Here is a 16,294-nt window from a genome sequence, read left to right as displayed (position 1 = left end):
ATGCTGACGACTCTCCTGCGCGACAGTCGCGCGCTCGCGACCCTCGCCGTCCCGCTCATCCTCACCCAGCTCGCGCAGGTCGCGCTGACCACCACCGACACGGTGATGATGGGGCTGCTCGGCACGACGGAACTCGCCGCGGGCGGCCTGGCCCTGGTCATCTTCAACCAGATCCGCACGATGGGCGTCGGCCTGGTCACCTCCGTCGGCAACCAGGTGGCCGCCGCGGCGGCCCGCGCCGAACAGGGCGCGGCCCGGGTGGGGTCGGGGGGCGTCGGCGCGACGGAAGAAGCCCGCGAGGAGGTCCGGGGCATCGTCCGGGCGAGCATGGCGCTGGCCACGCTCGCCGGGATCGCGGGCGCCGTCCTCATGGTCCTCATCGGGCAGGCCCTGTCCCTGCTCGGCCAGGACCGGGCCGTCGTCGACCTCACCCGGAGCATGCTCTACGTGTTGGCGCCCGGCCTGCTGCCCTGCCTGTGGTTCCAGGCCATCCGCCAGTTCACCGTCGGCATGCGCCGCCCCCAGGCCCTCCTGCGGATCACCATCGCCTCGGTCGCCGTCAACGCCGGCCTCAACTGGGTGCTCATCCACGGCGCCTTCGGCCTGCCCCACCTCGGCCTCACCGGCGTGGGCATCGCCACGTCGACCGTCCACCTCCTCACCTTCGCCGCCCTCTACCTCTTCGCGAAGAAGGACGGCGAACTCGCCCCGCTGCTCTCCCTGCGCCTCACCCGGGCCGATCCCGCCGTGGTCAGGCGCCTGATCGGCCTCGGCGTGCCGATCGCCGCCACCTACGGCTCCGAAGCGGGGTTCTTCTCCCTCACCGCCCTGATGGCCGGGTCCTTCGGCCCCGAGGCCCTGGCCGCGCACACGGCCGTCAACCAACTGGTCTACGTCGTCTTCCAGGTCGCCGTGGGCCTCTCGCACGCCGCGTCCATCAACGTCAGCCGCGAACTCGCCCTCGGCCGTCACGACGCCGCCCGCCGCATCAAGAACACCGCGCTCGCCTGCGCGGCCGCCGTCATGGCCGTGGTCGGCGTCGTCTACCTGACGATCCCAGGGCTGGTCCTGGCACCGTTCCTCGACCCGGGCTCCGGTTCCGGTTCCGCCTCCTCCGGCTCGGCCGAGGCCCTGACCATCGCCACGCACCTGCTCATCGTCACCGCGTTCCTGCAGTTCTTCGACTGCGCCCAGAACATCGGCGTCGGACTCCTGCGCGGCCTCGACGACACCAAGAGCGGCTTCCGCATCACCCTCGTCGGCTACTGGGCCGTCGGCCTGCCCGCCTCCTGGCTGTTCGCCTACGCCCTCGGCCTCGACACCCTCGGCATCTGGCTCGGCCTCCTCACCGGCCTCGCCACCACCGCCGTACTCCTGCTGCGCCGCTACACCCGATCCCTCGACCTGCGCCGGCCCCCGACGGACGTCCCCGCCGCGCTCTGACGCACGCCCCGGCTCGGTTCGGGCCCCGAGCCGTCAGGCCGTGCGAGCAGCGCCGCCGGCCGACCGCCACTCGGGGGCGAGGACCGCCCAGATCTGCGCGTCGTAGCGCGTCCCGCGGAAGGGCCAGGCCTCGCGCCGCACCCCTTCGAGTGTCATGCCGAGCCGCTTGGCAACGGCCGCGCTCCGCTCGTTGTCCGCGCGGCACCGCCATTCGGCGCGGTGGACGCCCCGTTCCGTGAACGCCCAGTCCAACAGGACGGCGCACGCCGGCGTGATCAGGCCGCGTCCCTCGCCGGCGGGCTCCAGCCAGCAGCCGACCTCGCAGGAGCCGGAGGCGGCGTCGAAGCTCGTGAACATCACGCCTCCGACCAGCGTGCCGTCGTCGAGCCAGATGCCGAAGAGGCGGGCGCCGTCGGCGGCCTGGCGTTCGGCGTAGCGGCTCAGCGTGCCGCGCGCGCCGTCGAGGCTGTCGGTGACGAAGGCGGGCCCGACCCAGGGGCGGATGTGCTCGCGGGCCCGGTCGAGGTGGGCGGCGAACTCCTCGGCGTGCCGGATCTCGAGCGGGCGGAGCCGGGCGCCGTCCCGGAGCGGGAGGGAGAACATGGGAACCCCATTCACACAACGAGCGTTACGGTTATGTACCGTAGCAGCATGCCACGTACCAAGGGCGATCACGAAGCCCGTCGCCGCGACGTCTCCGAGGCGGTGTGGCGCGTGCTGGCCGCGCACGGTTTCGGCGGCCTGACGCTGCGCGCCGTCGCCGCCGAGCTGGGGGCCACGACCGGGCTCGTCACGCACTACTTCCCCGCGAAGCGGGACCTCGTCGCGTACGCCCTCGACCTGCTCACGGAGCGCACCGCGGCCGGCCGCCCGCAGCCCGCCGGGCAGGGCCTCGCCGCCCTACGGGCCGCCCTGCTCGGGGTCCTCCCGCTCTCCCCGGAGGCCACCGCCACCAACCGGATCTGGGTGTCCTCCTGGGACACCGCGCTCGCCGACCCGGCGGTGAGCGCGGACCACGCCGCCAAGTACGGCCAGAGCCGCGCACGGCTGCGCGACCTCGTCGCCGCCGCGCAGTACCTGGGCGAGCTGCCGCCCGGCGACCCGGAGCGGGTGGCGGCGGGCGCGCAGTCCTTCGTCCTGGGCCTGACGGTGCAGGCCCTGTTCGCCCCCGAGGCGTTCCCACCCAGTCGCCAGACGGAACTCCTGGACGACTACATGGCCGCTCTGGCCGGCCGCACGGCCTCGGGATGAACCGCCTCCTGTGAGACTGAACCCCATGGAGAACGACCCGCTGGACACCGATGCCGTCGTGACCGGCTCGTCGCGGCTTCCGTTGCTCTTCCTCGATGTGGACGGACCGCTCATACCGTTCGGTGCCGCGCCGCAGCCGCATCCGACCTACCGGGCGGAGCGTGACGTGCCTGACGTCGCCGCCAATCCGCTGTTGGCCCGGATCAATCCCGCGCACGGGCCCCGGCTCGCGGCGCTGCCGTGCGAGGTGGTCTGGGCCACGACGTGGATGGCCGACGCCAACGAGTGCGTCGCACCGCGCGTCGGCCTGCCACCGCTGCCCGTGGTGGCCTGGCCGGAGCCGTCCGACACCGACGCCGAGGACGAGCGGATCGGGCTGCACTGGAAGACCCGCCCCCTCGTCCACCGGGCGGCAGGCCGCCCCTTCGCGTGGGTGGACGACGAGGTGACGGACACCGACCGCGCCTGGGTCGCCGCTCACCACCCCGCCCCCGCCCTGCTCCATCGCGTCGACCCTCGACAGGGTCTGACCGATGGGGACTACGCGGTCCTCGACGCGTGGCTGAGGCGGCACCGCTGACCCGAAGACGGCATCGGGGGGTCAGGGTGCGAGCAGCCTCCACAGGACAGCACTGTCCGGGCGGGCGACCCGCCACCCCGTACGCCGCCCCGGCCCGCTCCGACGACCTGTCCGGCCGGGGCGCGGACGGTTTCGGGGGGTGCGGCCGGGGCATCGTCGCAGCGGGGGATCGCCGCGCTACGGACCCGGGGAGCAACGGATGTGGCAGACCAGCGAGTTCGCGGGTGAGCACGAGGGCCGGCCGGCGGCGGTCCTGGCCGACGGGAGCGAGCCGAATCCGCTGATCTTCGACATGGGCAGCGGGTCCGGCTTCGACACGAGCACCGACTGGTGGGACTACGACGGCACGCACGGCTCGCCCGTCGCGGCGAGCGTGCGGGCCGCGTGTTCCTGCGGGTGGCGCGGCGAGCGGCTGCACCCGATCGATTGGGGGCGCGTCGGCGACGATCTGCCGCTCCCCTTCTCCCTCGACATGGACGGCCCGTTGGGCGAGTGGCGGGGGCACATGGCCGGCGTCGAGGCGCGGGCCGTGCCGTTGCCCGAGCGGGTGCGGGAGCTGCTGGAGCTGGTGACCACGGAGCTGGAGGCGCTCGCCGACACCGGGCCCCTCGCGGCGTTGCGGGCGGTGGCCGCGTTGGAGCGGACCAGTGCCCGGATCGCCGGGACCGCCGCGCATTACCTGGGGCAGGACGAGGTGCCGGTCGAGCGGGTCGCCATCGGCCTCGGGATCAGCCCTCGGGCGGCGCGCAGCCGTCTGTTCCGCTACGAGGGCTGAGCTGCTGAGCCTGCCTCAGCCGATGACGAGGGGGAGGGCGAGCTCCGTGTCGTCGAGCTCGGCCCGCTCCGCGTGCGTCGGGGCACGGCGGCCGGTGCCGACCAGGAGGGCGTCGCGGTCGGTGAACGACGCGGGGAAGGCGGCCCCGGCCATCTCCTCCAGCATCGCGCGGCAGCGGGCCAGGCACTCCGCGGGTGGCTGCGCCGGCCCCCCGTCCGGCAGGTGGGCGATCAGGTCGAGGTGGTGCAGCGTCCACTCCAGGACGTACGCACCGAGGTAGTCGCCCACCGTGAGGACCTCGTCGCGGGTGCTCACCCGTGCTTCGGGATCCGCGAGTTCGGCGGCGCGGCCGGCCGCGGAGCCCACGTCGTCGAGGTGGAAGCGGAGCAGGTGCGGTTCCCCGTACGCGGCCGCCAGCCGGACGGTGAGGGCGTCGAGCGGGTCCTCGCCTGTCGGCGGTCGGTCCTGGAGGTGCCAGTACGTCACCGCGTCGACGGTCGGTTCCGTCGCGGCGGGGGTGACGAGGGTGATCAGGACGTCCTGCGCGTCGATGATCAGGTGGCATACGAGGTCCCGTACGAGCCAGCCGGCACAGCCGGACGGCCGCGCGAAGTCCGGGTCCGGGAGTTCGGCGACCGCCGTGCGCAGGGCCGTCCATGCGCGGGAGAAGAGATCCACGTCGGCACGGTAGTGCGGGGGCCGAGCGGCGACAACCTGCCGCTAGGTCGTGTCTTGTGGATCAGGCCGGATCAGGGAGCGGCGTCCGGTGCCGTGCGTCGCAAGGCGGAGGAGGGAGCCAATGCGGAGCATTGGCGACCGACGACAACGCGGCGAGGCGCGGCACCGGACACCGCGAGCCCGGCATGATCCACAAGACACGACCTAGGTCGTGTGGCCGTCCAGGGTGGCCAGTTCCTCGGTCGAGAGGGTGAGGGCGGCCGAGGCGGCCGAGTCGCGGATGGAGGCCGGGCGGCGGGCGCCCGGGATCGGGATGACCATCGGGGACTGGGCCAGGTGCCAGGCCAGGCAGACCTGTTGCGGGCTGACGCCGCGGGTCCGGGCCAGGGTGTGGAAGGGGGTCAGGGGCGCCGGCGCGGGCTCGGCCGGGTCGTCGACGGCGCTGGGCGAGATGCCGCCGAGCGGGCTCCACGGCAGGAAGGCCAGGCCGAGTTCCGTGCACAGGTCGAGGGTGTCGCGGGTGGACGGGTGGGCCGGGGAGAAGCGGTTCTGCACCGACACCAGCCGGGGGCCGAGGATCTCGCGCGCCGTTCGGATCTGCGCCGGGTCCACGTTGGAGAGGCCGACCATCCGGATCGTCCCGGCGTCGGCCAGGTCCCGCAGGGCGCCGACCGAGTCGGCGAAGGGGACGTCCGGGTCGGGCTTGTGCAGCTGGTAGAGGCCGATCGCCTCCACGCCGAGCCGGGCCGCCGAGCCCTCGGCCGCGCGGCGCAGCCGGCGCGGGTCGCCGTCCACGGTCCACGATCCGTCGCCGGGGCGGCCCCGGCCGCCCTTGGTCGCCACCAGCACCTCGTCGGCGCCGCTGCCGTGGTCGGCGAGCGCGCGGGCGATCAGCCGTTCGTTGTGGCCGAGTTCGCCGGCGTGCCAGTGGTAGGAGTCGGCGGTGTCGATCAGTCGCACTCCCGCGTCGAGCGCCGCGTGGATCGTGGCGATCGCCTGGTCGGTGGGTGGGCGTCCCTCGACGGAGAGCGGCATGGCGCCGAGGCCGACGGGGCCCACCGGGATGCCGCCGACGGTACGGGTGAGCGCGGGCGCGGTCCGGGCGTTCGTCATCGAACGGTCTCCTTGACGACGAGCGGCAGCCAGTCGGCGACCGCGGAGAACGGGAAGCCCAGGCGGGTGGCCCGGGTGGTGTCCATCGCGTAGCAGCGGTCGAAGGAGTACGGCGAGACGGGCTCCCCCGGCCGCACGACCGACTCCGCAGCGGCGGCCCGCCCCAGCGCGCGGCCGATCGCCGCGCTCAGCGCGCGGGCGTCCAGCGCCCCGTGGGACGCCGCGTTGACGGGACCGGTGAAGTCGGCCGCCGCGGCCCAGGCCAGGAAGCGGGCGATCTCCGCCTCGTGGACGAAGGACGCCGGCTGGGGCGCGGCGTGGACAACGACCGGCAGGCCGCGTTCGATCCGCTCGACGTAGTGGGCGAGGCGCCCCGTGAAGTCGGCGCCGCCGAGTACGTGGGCGGTGCGGACGGAGACGAAGTCGAAGGGGGCGGCCTGCCGGGTGAACAGGGCCTCGGCCTGACGCTTGCCCTCGCCGTAGTGGCCGTCCAGGAACCCGCCGTCCGTCCAGGGGAGGTCGAGGTCCACCGGCCCGGTCGACGGGTCGACGGCCTCCTCCGTCAGCGCCGCGCCTCCCGGCCGGCCACGTTCGGCGTAGACCTCGACGGTGGAGGTCATCACGTAGCGCCGGGTGCGGCCGGCGAAGACCCGGGCGGCCACGGCCGCCTGGAGCGGCGAGTAGCAGACCTGGTCGATCACGACGTCGAAGGAGCGGCCGGCGAGCGCGGCGCGCAGCGCGGTCTCGTCGTCGCGGTCGGCGCGCAGGTGGGTCACGCCCGGCGGCGCGGGCGTCGAGCCCCGGTTGACGACGGTCACCGCCGCGCCCGCGTCCCGCAGGTCCTCGATCAGCCGCCGTCCGAAGTAGCGGCTGCCTCCGATCACGCACACGTCCATTCCGTGCCCCTCCTCCACTGTCCCTCCCGTCCGTACGTCCGGGCCTCGGTGATCAGTCTCGGCCGATCCGATCAACAGCGGTAGTATCCATTCGCCCCACTGGCCATAAGGAGAACTGTTGATCGACGTCCAACGGCTGGCCGTGCTGCGCGCCGTCGCCCACCACGGCAGCTTCAACCGGGCCGCGTCCGCGCTGCGCTGCACGCCCTCGGCCGTCTCGCAGCAGATCGCCGCGCTGGAGCGCGGGCTCGGCGCGGCGGCCGTGGAACGCTCCACGCGCGGCGTCACGTTGACCGAGGCGGGCCGGCTGCTGGTGGAGGCCGCGGACGCGATCGCCGCCGAACTGGCCGACGCCCAGCAGCGCATCGACCGGCTGGCGGCGGAGCGTACGGCGCTCACGGTGGCCACGTTCGCCAGCGCGGGCCGCCGGCTGTTGCCGCCCGCGCTGGCCGGCTTCGTCGACGACCATCCGGAAGTGGAGCTGACGATCCTGGAGGCGGAGCCGGAGGAGAGCCTGCCGGCCGTCCGCGCGGGGGCGGCCGACATCGCCCTGGCCTATCACCTCGACGGGCCGCCCCCGGCCCGTCCCGGCGACCGCTCCGGCTTGGACTGGACGCCCCTCGGCACGGACCCGCTCCGGGTCGTCCTGCCGCGCCGGCACCGGGCGACCGAGCTCTACGCGTCCCGGCCCGAGCCCGCGCACCTGGCCGAACTCGCCGACGAGCGCTGGATCCTGGGCTGCCGCAAGTCCGCCGGCCAGCTGGCGCGGTACGCCGAACTGGTCGGCGTCGCGCTGCGCATCTCGTGTACGGCGACGGACTACGAGTTCGCCCAGTCGCTCGTCCGCGCCGGCGTCGGGATCGCGCTGATCCCCGAGATCGGCCTCGCCCCGCACCCCGACCTGGTCGCGCTCCCGCTCGCGGAGCCGAGCCCGCGCCGCCGGCTGGGCCTGGCGCTCTCCCGCCGCCGCCGCGGGCCGGCCGCCCGGCTGGCCGAGGACCTGGCCTCCCGCCTCACCCGTCGGGGCTTGGACTAAGGTCGTGGGGTCAGCTTCGGCACACCGCGTACACCGCACGCACGACCACGAGGAGCAGCCCGTGAACCCGCCCGGGTCCGTCACCCTGCAGCAAGAGATCGCCCGGGAACTGGAGGTGTCGGAGACCTTCGACGCCGAACGGGAGATCGAGCGTCGCGTGGCGTTCCTCGCCGAGCGTCTCACCTCCACCGGCCTGCGGTCCCTGGTCCTCGGGATCAGTGGCGGTGTGGACTCCACCACGGCGGGCCGGCTCTGCCAGCTCGCCGTCGAGCGGGTCCGGGCGGCCGGGCACGAGGCGACGTTCTACGCCATGCGGCTGCCCTACGGAGTCCAGGCGGACGAGCACGACGCCCAGCTCGCCCTCGGTTTCATCGCCGCGGACCGGGTGCTGACCGTGGACGTGAAGCCCGCGAGCGACGCCGCGCTGGCGGCCTGCCTGGCCGGTGGCACCGAGTTCCGCGACGCCCACCACCAGGACTTCGTGCAGGGCAACATCAAGGCCCGCCAGCGCATGATCGCCCAGTACGCGGTGGCCGGCGCCCACGACGGCCTGGTCGTGGGCACGGACCACGCGGCCGAGGCGGTCTCCGGCTTCTTCACGAAGTTCGGTGACGGCGCGGCGGACGTCGTTCCGCTCACCGGCCTGACCAAGCGCCGGGTGCGCGCCGTCGCGGACGCCCTGGGCGCCCCGACCGCGCTGGTGTGGAAGACGCCCACGGCGGACCTGGAGACCCTCGACCCGGGCAAGGCCGACGAGGACGCGCTCGGTGTCACGTACGACGACATCGACGACTTCCTGGAGGGCAAGCCCGTCGCCGAGGAGGCCTTCGCGACGATCGTGCGCCGCTACCGGCTCACCGACCACAAGCGTCGGCTGCCGATCGCCCCGTGACACCCGCCCCCGGCGGCCCGAGGACCGGGCCGCCGGAGGTCCGGTCGCGCCTCGCGGAAGGCGTTGGGATGGTGGTGGGAGGGGGCACACGGGCGTTCCGCCACGACCGGGGGTTGGAGAAGCCATGAAGCGTACGAGGAGCCTCCGCACGGCCTCGTCCCTGCTGCTCACAGCGGTGGTCATCACCGGCACACTGACGGCCGGCGTCACGTCCGCGGCCGCAACGGATGCCCCGGCCTCCGCCCCACAGGCACCTGCCGCCCCCTGCACACACAACCAGCTCGTGGCGAACAGCGCGCAGCGGGTCGGGGCCACCGTGGTCCGGGTCACCGTGATCAACGAGGGCCCCAAGCCGTGCGTCCTCCGGGGCTTCCCGACCGTGGCACTGGCCGGACAGGGATCGCCCGACAAGAACCGGCCGCTCACGGTCACCCGCCAGGGGAAGGCCGGGCCCGTGACCCTGCGGGTCGGCGGCACGGCGTCGACGCTCATCGGCTTCAAGCCGGTCTTGGGCGAGGCCGACGGGTACTGCGCCTCGGGCGCCGAGCCGACCGTCGCGCCGTCGATGGTGGTGGGTGTCGCGGGCGGCGCCCTCCAGCTCGGCCCGGCCGACGGCGGCGACTTCGCGCTGTGCGGCACGACGGTGACCGCCACCGCCTTCCGCTGATCAGGTTTCCGCCGTGTCCTCGGGTTCGGAGCGGGCCAGGGCGAAGACCCCGACGCAGATCAGGGTGATGCCCAGCAGCTGGGGCAGCAGCCACCAGCCCGCCCGGAGCCGCTCCTCGTACAGCAGGACGCCCAGGGCGACGCTGACGCTCGCGTCGCCGAGGGTCAGCGCGGGCTGGGAGGCCACCAGCGGGCCGGCCTGCATGGCGTGTTCGAGGAGCAGCAGCGCGCAGATCCCGCTCACGGCGAAGGCGTACGTCTCCCAGCCGGTCAGGAACGCGACGAGGCCCTCGTCCCCGAGGACGTGCACGGCGGACTTCATCAGGGCCGCGGTCAGGGCGTAGCAGACCGCGGTCGCGGCCCCGAGGCAGCCGGCGCGGGCCCGGCCCGGCGGGCGCCGCAGACCCGCGAGGGCGAGTACGGCGACGGCCGCGGCGCAGCCGGCCAGGGCCGGCACCCACCGGTCGGCGGGCACGTGCGTACGGTTCCCGGACGGTGAGGCCGCGACGAGCGTGACGGCCAGCCCCGCCACCACCCCGGCGACCGCGAGCCACACCACCCCGGGCAGGTGCTTGCGCGTCATCAGCGAGGCGATCAGCAGGGCCAGCGGCAACTCCAGGACGAACAGGGGCTGGACGAGCGTGAGCGCGCCGGTGGCCAGGGCGAGGGCTTGCCCCACCCCGGCCGCGATCACGGCCAGGATGCCGCCCACCCACACCGGGCGGCGCAGCAGGTCGAGGACCAGCCCGAAGCGGAACCCCTCGCTCTGCGGCACGGTGAGCGCCGCCCGGCGCTGGAGGACGGTGGCGAGGGCGTTGCTGAGCGCCGCGAACAGGGCGAAGGAGACCGGCAGGAGGAAACCCATGGCCCGATCCTGACCCGCCGGGGTCCGCCGCGGCGGTGGGACACGTCCCGCCGGCCCGCCGCCATACGGACGGACGTGGCGTACCCGCGCCCCGCTCAACCGCGCCCTGCGGGTGCCCCGGCCTGCTCGGGCAGGGCGATCCCCTGGTCGGCGGCGGACAGCAGCGGGAGCGAGGCGAGGTGCTCCTCCGGGACGCCGAACGCGTCGGTCAGTGCGGGCAGGTACGGGGCCAGCCGGTCGCCCAGCACGCGCAGTTCGTCCGGCAGGGCGAGCACCTGGTCCGCCGTCAGGTGGCCGGCCGCGAGCAGGGGGCCGGTCTCCGGACGCAGTGTCTGGAGCCGGAAGAGCGCGCAGAGGTCGCCGAGCACCCGCCGCGCCGCCGGATCGGTGGTCCGTTCCACGGCGGCGGTGAAGGCGTCGGCGGCCAGGGCGCAGGCGCGGGCCGCGACGAGTTCCAGGGCGGCGGGCGCGGCGTTGTTCCACCGGCCCAGGACGTCGTGCGGGTCGCCGGCGCGCAGGTCCCGGCGGGCCCGCCGCTGGGCGTCGTGGGCGACGGCGGTGTGCAGGCGCCGCAGGAACGCCGGGTCGGTGAGCCGCTCACGGCCGTCGGCCGGCGCCGGGGGCTCGGGCAGCGGGTGCCCGAAGATCATTTCGGCGCCGGCCTTGCACCAGACCGCGAGGTTGTCCCCCTCGGCGGTGATCGCCCCGTCGATGTTGGCCGGGTAGTGGGCCAGGCCGTTGACGGGGAAGAGCCCGCGCGCTCCGCACCGCTCACGGGCCTCGATGGCGATGTCACGGGCCTGCCAGGTGATCCAGCCCTTGGCGAGGGCGGCCGTCCGCTCCGCGTCGGCGCGCTCGTGCGGCCGGTGCGCGCACATCCGCTCGGTGGCGAAGCGGTGCAGGAGGGTCATGGCGTAGGCCCGTGCCGTGCAGGACAGCAGCCGGTCCCGGTGGCTGCGGTGCGCGCTCAGGGGGACCCGCTGTCCGGCCGCCGGGCCGGAGACGTGCCGCAGGCCGGCGTAGCGGACGGCCACCGCGAGCGCCGTGCGGCAGCCGCCGAGGGTGGCCGCGCTCATGCAGAGCCTGCCGACGGTGACCCTGGCGATGGCGTGCAGGAAACGTCGCCGGGCACTGCCCACGTCGCTGCGCAGCACCCCGTCCGCGCCGAGTCGCCCGTGCGGCCCCTGCACCAGGGCGGTGCGCGGCAGCCACACCCGGTCGAAGGAGGTGACGCAGTGGTCGACCGGGTCGCCCGTGCGATCGGGCAGCGCGTCGATCCGTACGCCGGGCAGCGGGCCGTCCGGGCCGGTGAGCGGGGTGAGGAACAGGAAGACGCCCTCGTCGCGGCCGTCGAGCAGTAAGCGCGCGGCGACGAGGGCGTCCTTGGGTCCGCCGGCGGGACCGGTGTTGGGCATGTACTTCTGCGCGCCAGGGTGGGGGGTGTGCAGGACGAACCCGTCGCGGGCCCGGTCGTAGCGGGCGGTGGTCTCCAGGGCGGCGGCGTCGTTGCCGTGGGCCCGCTCGGTGCACAGGAACGTTCCGGTCCGCTCCATCCCGAGGTAGGGGCCGAGGTCGCGCGGGGCGGAGAGGTCGTCGTCCAGGAGGCTGCCGAGGAAGAGATTGTAGTGGATCCCGGCGACGGTGGCCACCGCTCCGTCGACCGCGGAGGCCCACTCGTGCAGGGCGGCGAGGGCGCGCGGGTCGTGGGCCGTCGTGGCCGGTGCGGCGGCGGCGAGGGTGCGCAGTCGTGCGTACGCCAGGTCGTGGCGGCGCTCTGTGTCGGCGCCCTCGGCCCAGCGGAAGACGGGGTGGGTGATCGCGTGCCGCCACGGGCCGTGGACCCCGCCGGTCAGGACGTCGCCGCCGGCCCGGTGCGCGGATTCGCTCCCCTGTGGATCGGGGCCCTCCTCGAAGAGGGCGCGGCTCAGTGCCGCGACGAGCGCGCCGGTACCGGTCCCTGCCGCCGACCGGGCTGCGGGCACGGGCCCCGCGGGGTTCACGTGACTCTCGTGGGTGATCAACACGTCTCGGACAACGACGGCGGCCGAACCCACGCAACGATCTTGCCGTTTCGGTTCTGCGTTCGCCCGGCCCACCGAACGGCTGGAGGTACCTCCCCAACGCCCCCTCACAACCGGCGGGGACGAAGCTGCCCGAGGGGACGACGGTGCGCGCGGGGCGGGCATCGCGTTTTCACCAGCGATGCGTGTGATGCGGTGATCCGGGGAAGACGCGGGGAGAACACCGAGTCGACAGGGGGCCCACGAGTCAGGAGGACACCGTGATCATTCTGGGCATCATCCTTCTTGTCGTCGGTTTTATCACCGGCATCAACATCCTGTGGACCATAGGCGTGATCCTGCTGGTCATAGGTGCCATCCTGTGGATCATCGGCGCCATGGGCCACGCGGTCGGAGGACGCCGACACTACTGGTAGCGGCAGCCCTGACCGGCGGGCCGGAGCTCCCCTCGTGGGGGCTCCGGCCCGCCGGTCGGTCGCCGCTACTTGCGCTTGTCGCGGAGGTTCTCGGCGGCCTCGCGGGCCCGCTCCTCGACGTCGGCCATGTTCTCCTTGGCCTTGCCCTTGGCCTGCTCCGTCTTGCCTTCGGCCTTCATCCGCTCGCTGCCGGTGACCTTGCCCGCGGCTTCCTTGGCCTTGCCCTTCGTCTGGTCCATCTTGCCCTTGTCCGCCATGACGACTCCTTGGTGTGTGTTGACACTGCTGACGTGGACTACTGACGCACACAAACTAGGCGAGATCGCCCCATATCGCCTGTCGGATCACCCGCTGGAGTGCCCGGCCCCCTCCTCGGGGCCCTCGGGGAGGGGGCGGCGCAGGGCGGTTTCGTTCCGGTTCCACGCGGTCAGGACGTGTTCGGCGAGCCGGGCCTCCAGCAGCACGGTGGCGTCACAGCCGAAGGCCACCTGGGGTTCGAGGTCGGGCTCCTCCTCCAGGAGACCCCCGACGACCTCGTGGCGGACGACCTGTTCGTGGACGGCGTCGGCGGTCACGTGCTCGGCGTAGAAGCGGATGGCGGCCGGGCCCGCTCCGCAGGCCGTCAGGGCGCGCACCATGCGCTTCGAGCCCGGCGACGAGGTCGTCTCCACACAGGCGAAGTGGCCGACGAGGGCGCCGCGCCAGGCCCGGTGCAGTCCGAACAGGGACATCAGGTTGACCGTGGCGAGGGCGGGTGCGGGCACGTGGCCGAGGTAGTGGTTGTAGGCGGGATCCAGGCCGAGGTCGACCATGAGGTCCGCGAAGAGCCGCGCGTGGATCGCTTCGGGGTGCCCGGCGCCGAACTCGTCGTACTCGACGGCGACGAACGCGGCCTTCGCGCGGCCGGTCAGGCGCGGAATGCCCCAGGCCTGCGGGTCGGCCTCCTTGAGCTGGTACGGGGAGCGCAGGACGGCGTACTCGCGGACCTGACGCAGGGTTCCGCCGGCGACGAGGGCGGCGCTGATGCCGCCGGCGCCGCCGGCCGTCTCGACCAGCAGGGGCGCGAAGGCCTCGGCGACGGTCCGGTCGCACGGCAGGGCGTCCTCCAGGGCGGTGACGAAACGCTGCTCCAGGGCGGCCCGCAGGCCCAGCAGGGCCGGGTCCCACTCGCGGTCGTCGGCCACGCCGGGCAGACCCCGGTAGTGCAGCTCGTACAGCAGGTACAGGGCGAGGTGGAGGTCCTCGCCCCACGGGTCGGCGGCGTCGGCGGCCTCGGCGCACGGCGCGGCCGGCGGCGGCGTGTGGTTGAGCAGGGCGGTGGCGACGGCCTCGGACACCGGGCCGCGCGGGGCGGTGTGCCAGGCGGCCTCGGCGGCGGTCGGGGGGACGCTCATCGTCTGCGCTCCTTGGAACGGTGGCTGGTGTCGCACCATGGGTAGTCGCGGCTGCGCCGGCAGGTGCACAGGGCCACCATGAACCGGTCGCTGCGGCGGACGACGCCGTCCACGCCGACGGCCTCCACGGGGCCTTCGACCAGGACCGGGCCGTGCGGGTCGCGGTCGAGGAGGACCCGGCGTGGCCGAGGCTGCGGGTCGGCCGGGATCTCGGCGGGCGGGGGCTCGGGGGGCGGGGGCTCGGGGGGCGGGGTTTCGGCGGTGGGGAGCTGTTCGGGGTCAGGGGCGTTCGGCACGGATCACCACCAGCCTCTCCAGGCTCTCGGACCGGTCGGCCAGGCCGTTTTCGTGGAGCCAGGCACCTCGTGCGCGCAGCACCGGCCCCCAGGGGATGTCGCAGCGTCGCACGATGCGGGTGTCCAGGCCCTGGACGCGCAGTCGGGCCACCGTGGTGGCCCCGCCGCACAGGGCGGAGTGGACCATCAGCAGGACGCCGCCCGGCCTCAGCAGGGCGCCGGCCCGGTCGCACAGGCCGTCGATGACCGCGCGGCCGTCGGGGCCCGCGTCCCAGGCGAGCGCGGCGCCGGCGCCGCGCCGGTGCGGCGACGGTACGTAGGGCGGGTTGCTGACGACCAGGTCGAAGCGTCGGCCCGGGGCGCAGGTGGCCGCCTCGGCGTGCTCGACACGCACGGGCAGGCGGTGGTGGCGGGCGTTGATCCGGGCCGTGGCCACGGCCTGCGCGGAGGCGTCGACAGCGGTGACGACGGCGCCCCGGCGCGCCGCGAGCAGCGCGAGGACGCCGCTGCCGGTGCCGATCTCCAGGACGTCGCTGCCCGGCCCGATGGGTTCGGCTTCCAGGGCTTCGGCGAGGAGGCGGGTGTCGGCCTGCGGGCGGTAGACGCCGGGCAGGAGTGCGAGGGCGGTCATGTGACGCGGCTGCCCTGGCGGCGCCCGGGTATTCCGACGGCCGCGGCGGGAGGCGCGCGCCGGCCGGCCGGATCGCGTCCCGGCGCGCGGCGCGCAGGGGTGGGCGGTCGTGGGCGCGAGCAGACTGGAGGCGTGAGATCCGCCGACGGGCGGGTCCGAGGGAGAGGGGTCCGTACGTGAGCGTTCCCGTTCCGATCGTCATCGACTGCGACCCGGGGCACGACGACGCCCTCGCGATCCTCCTCGCCGCCGGCGATCCGTCGGTCGACCTGCTGGCCATCACCACCGTCGCCGGGAACCAGAGCCTCGACAAGACCACCCTCAACGCCCTGCGGGTGTGCACCGTCGCCGGGATCACCGGGGTTCCGATCGCGGCCGGGTGCGCGCGGCCGCTGACGCAGCCGCTGCGGGTCGCCGACGACGTGCACGGGGAGTCGGGGCTCGACGGGCCCCGGTTCCCCACGCCGACGATCGAGGCGGAGCCCGAGCACGCGGTGGAGCTGCTGCACCGGATCCTGACCGGGCACCCGGAACCCGTCACGCTGGTGCCCACCGCGCCGCTGACCAACATCGCCCTCCTGCTGACCCGCTACCCGGAGGTGGCGCCCCGGATCCGGGAGATCGTGCTGATGGGCGGCTCCACGGAGCGGGGCAACAGGACCCCGGCGGCCGAGTTCAACATCCACACCGACCCGGAGGCGGCGGACATCGTCTTCCGCAGCGGCGTCCCGGTGACGATGTGCGGGCTGAACGTCACCCACCAGGCACTCGCCACCCCCGAGGTCCTCGCCCGGTTCGAGGCCCTGGACACCGAACTCGGGCGGATCTGCGCCGAGTTGCTGCGATTCTTCGGGGGCACGTACCGCCGGCTGTGGGGGTTCCCCGCTCCCCCGCTGCACGACCCGGTGGCGGTGGCCCGGGTCATCGACCCGGAGCTGGTCGCGTGCGTGGACGCGTACGTGGCCGTGGAGCTGCACGGTCACCACACGCGCGGGGCGACCGTGGTGGACCTGCACGGGACGTTGGGGCGGCCGGCGAACGCCCGGGTCGCGGTCGAGTTGCGGGTCGAGCCGTTCTGGGAGCGGCTGCTGGCGGCGGTGGCGACGTTGGGCGGCGGCGCGCCGACCACCGACTGACGGGACGAGGGGCGCGGCCGCGAGGGGCACGGCCGCGAGGGGCACCCCCGGGTTCGGCATGTTCAGGCCAACTCCGCAGGGCACCGGGCCCCCGCCCGCGCGCCCGTCGACCGTATGGCGCACGCCGCTCCGCCACGTCCGACCTCGGGCAAAGAATCGTTGAATTATTGCCCTCTGGCCGAAAATTTTCGCTTGATTTGGCGGT

19 protein-coding genes are annotated in these 16,294 nt (G+C 74.4%); 9 read left to right on the top strand and 10 right to left on the bottom strand.

Annotation, left to right across the window (positions count from 1 at the left end; translation table 11 throughout):
* A complete protein-coding gene (locus tag M4D82_RS31040) occupies window positions 1–1,443 on the top strand; it encodes an MATE family efflux transporter (RefSeq protein WP_249770672.1) in 1,443 nt (480 codons plus the stop codon).
* Between the two features lie 33 nt (window positions 1,444–1,476).
* On the opposite strand, the gene M4D82_RS31035 is transcribed toward M4D82_RS31040, so the two are convergent.
* Entirely contained in the window at window positions 1,477–2,046 is a 570-nt protein-coding gene (locus M4D82_RS31035; RefSeq protein ID WP_249770670.1) for a GNAT family N-acetyltransferase, read from the bottom strand.
* Window positions 2,047–2,094: 48 nt separating this feature from the next.
* On the opposite strand from M4D82_RS31035, the gene M4D82_RS31030 reads away from it, so the two are divergent.
* From M4D82_RS31030 to M4D82_RS31020, 3 genes are all read left to right on the top strand, one after another.
* Window positions 2,095–2,694 (top strand): TetR/AcrR family transcriptional regulator, encoded by a 600-nt coding sequence (locus M4D82_RS31030; protein WP_249770668.1) that lies wholly within the window; start codon window positions 2,095–2,097, stop codon window positions 2,692–2,694.
* Between the two features lie 58 nt (window positions 2,695–2,752).
* Entirely contained in the window at window positions 2,753–3,274 is a 522-nt protein-coding gene (locus M4D82_RS31025) for an HAD domain-containing protein (protein ID WP_249772322.1), read from the top strand.
* Window positions 3,275–3,473: 199 nt separating this feature from the next.
* On the top strand, window positions 3,474–4,049 hold the full coding sequence (locus tag M4D82_RS31020) for a hypothetical protein (RefSeq protein ID WP_249770666.1): 576 nt from the start codon (window positions 3,474–3,476) through the stop codon (window positions 4,047–4,049).
* Between the two features lie 15 nt (window positions 4,050–4,064).
* Here the strand turns inward: M4D82_RS31020 and M4D82_RS31015 are convergent, their stop codons facing one another.
* The 3 genes from M4D82_RS31015 to M4D82_RS31005 all read right to left on the bottom strand — a co-directional run bounded on the left by M4D82_RS31015 (window position 4,065) and on the right by M4D82_RS31005 (window position 6,736).
* Window positions 4,065–4,727 carry a maleylpyruvate isomerase N-terminal domain-containing protein gene (locus M4D82_RS31015; protein WP_249770664.1) on the bottom strand — a complete coding sequence of 221 codons (663 nt, stop codon included), beginning with the start codon at window positions 4,725–4,727 and terminating at the stop codon, window positions 4,065–4,067.
* Window positions 4,728–4,931: 204 nt separating this feature from the next.
* Window positions 4,932–5,840, bottom strand: coding sequence for an aldo/keto reductase (locus tag M4D82_RS31010; protein ID WP_249770662.1), 909 nt, complete (start codon window positions 5,838–5,840; stop codon window positions 4,932–4,934).
* The gene (locus M4D82_RS31005) at window positions 5,837–6,736 is read right to left on the bottom strand and encodes an NAD-dependent epimerase/dehydratase family protein (RefSeq protein WP_249770660.1); all 900 of its coding nucleotides are present in this window, start codon (window positions 6,734–6,736) and stop codon (window positions 5,837–5,839) included. Before M4D82_RS31005 ends, M4D82_RS31010 begins: the two co-directional genes overlap by 4 nt.
* 118 nt (window positions 6,737–6,854) lie before the next feature.
* Here M4D82_RS31005 and M4D82_RS31000 point away from each other — a divergent pair, with 118 nt between their 5' ends.
* The 3 genes from M4D82_RS31000 (at window position 6,855) to M4D82_RS30990 (ending at window position 9,331) form a co-directional block, all read left to right on the top strand.
* A complete protein-coding gene (locus M4D82_RS31000) occupies window positions 6,855–7,772 on the top strand; it encodes a LysR family transcriptional regulator (protein WP_249770658.1) in 918 nt (305 codons plus the stop codon).
* A 61-nt stretch (window positions 7,773–7,833) separates the two neighbouring features.
* Window positions 7,834–8,664: an NAD(+) synthase gene (gene nadE, locus M4D82_RS30995; protein WP_249770656.1), complete on the top strand. Its 831-nt coding sequence runs from the start codon at window positions 7,834–7,836 to the stop codon at window positions 8,662–8,664.
* A 124-nt stretch (window positions 8,665–8,788) separates the two neighbouring features.
* A complete protein-coding gene (locus M4D82_RS30990) occupies window positions 8,789–9,331 on the top strand; it encodes a DUF4232 domain-containing protein (RefSeq protein WP_249770654.1) in 543 nt (180 codons plus the stop codon).
* Here the strand turns inward: M4D82_RS30990 and M4D82_RS30985 are convergent, their stop codons facing one another.
* Both M4D82_RS30985 and M4D82_RS30980 read right to left on the bottom strand, forming a co-directional pair.
* Window positions 9,332–10,195: a DMT family transporter gene (locus M4D82_RS30985; RefSeq protein ID WP_249770652.1), complete on the bottom strand. Its 864-nt coding sequence runs from the start codon at window positions 10,193–10,195 to the stop codon at window positions 9,332–9,334.
* 95 nt (window positions 10,196–10,290) lie between these two features.
* Window positions 10,291–12,177: an acyl-CoA dehydrogenase family protein gene (locus M4D82_RS30980; RefSeq protein WP_249770650.1), complete on the bottom strand. Its 1,887-nt coding sequence runs from the start codon at window positions 12,175–12,177 to the stop codon at window positions 10,291–10,293.
* A 299-nt stretch (window positions 12,178–12,476) separates the two neighbouring features.
* Between M4D82_RS30980 and M4D82_RS30975 the strand changes: the two genes are divergently transcribed.
* Window positions 12,477–12,632: a DUF6131 family protein gene (locus M4D82_RS30975; RefSeq protein ID WP_249770648.1), complete on the top strand. Its 156-nt coding sequence runs from the start codon at window positions 12,477–12,479 to the stop codon at window positions 12,630–12,632.
* A 65-nt stretch (window positions 12,633–12,697) separates the two neighbouring features.
* Here M4D82_RS30975 and M4D82_RS30970 read toward each other — a convergent pair whose 3' ends face one another.
* The 4 genes from M4D82_RS30970 to M4D82_RS30955 form a co-directional block, all read right to left on the bottom strand.
* Window positions 12,698–12,889, bottom strand: a complete 192-nt coding sequence (locus M4D82_RS30970; RefSeq protein WP_249770646.1) for a CsbD family protein — start codon at window positions 12,887–12,889, stop codon at window positions 12,698–12,700.
* Window positions 12,890–12,976: 87 nt separating this feature from the next.
* Window positions 12,977–14,026, bottom strand: coding sequence for an iron-containing redox enzyme family protein (locus M4D82_RS30965; protein WP_249770644.1), 1,050 nt, complete (start codon window positions 14,024–14,026; stop codon window positions 12,977–12,979).
* The gene (locus M4D82_RS30960) at window positions 14,023–14,235 is read right to left on the bottom strand and encodes a CDGSH iron-sulfur domain-containing protein (protein WP_249772320.1); all 213 of its coding nucleotides are present in this window, start codon (window positions 14,233–14,235) and stop codon (window positions 14,023–14,025) included. The genes M4D82_RS30965 and M4D82_RS30960 overlap by 4 nt, the downstream gene beginning before the upstream one ends.
* 70 nt (window positions 14,236–14,305) lie before the next feature.
* Window positions 14,306–14,953, bottom strand: coding sequence for a HemK2/MTQ2 family protein methyltransferase (locus tag M4D82_RS30955; protein ID WP_249770642.1), 648 nt, complete (start codon window positions 14,951–14,953; stop codon window positions 14,306–14,308).
* A 176-nt stretch (window positions 14,954–15,129) separates the two neighbouring features.
* Between M4D82_RS30955 and M4D82_RS30950 the strand changes: the two genes are divergently transcribed.
* Entirely contained in the window at window positions 15,130–16,089 is a 960-nt protein-coding gene (locus M4D82_RS30950; protein WP_249770640.1) for a nucleoside hydrolase, read from the top strand.
* Window positions 16,090–16,294 lie beyond the last annotated feature (205 nt).

The sequence above is a fragment of the Streptomyces sp. RerS4 genome, from assembly GCF_023515955.1.
GTDB lineage: Bacteria > Actinomycetota > Actinomycetes > Streptomycetales > Streptomycetaceae > Streptomyces.
The sequence above is the reverse complement of the archived record's forward strand: the minus strand, read 5'-3'. Positions and strand labels throughout refer to the sequence as shown.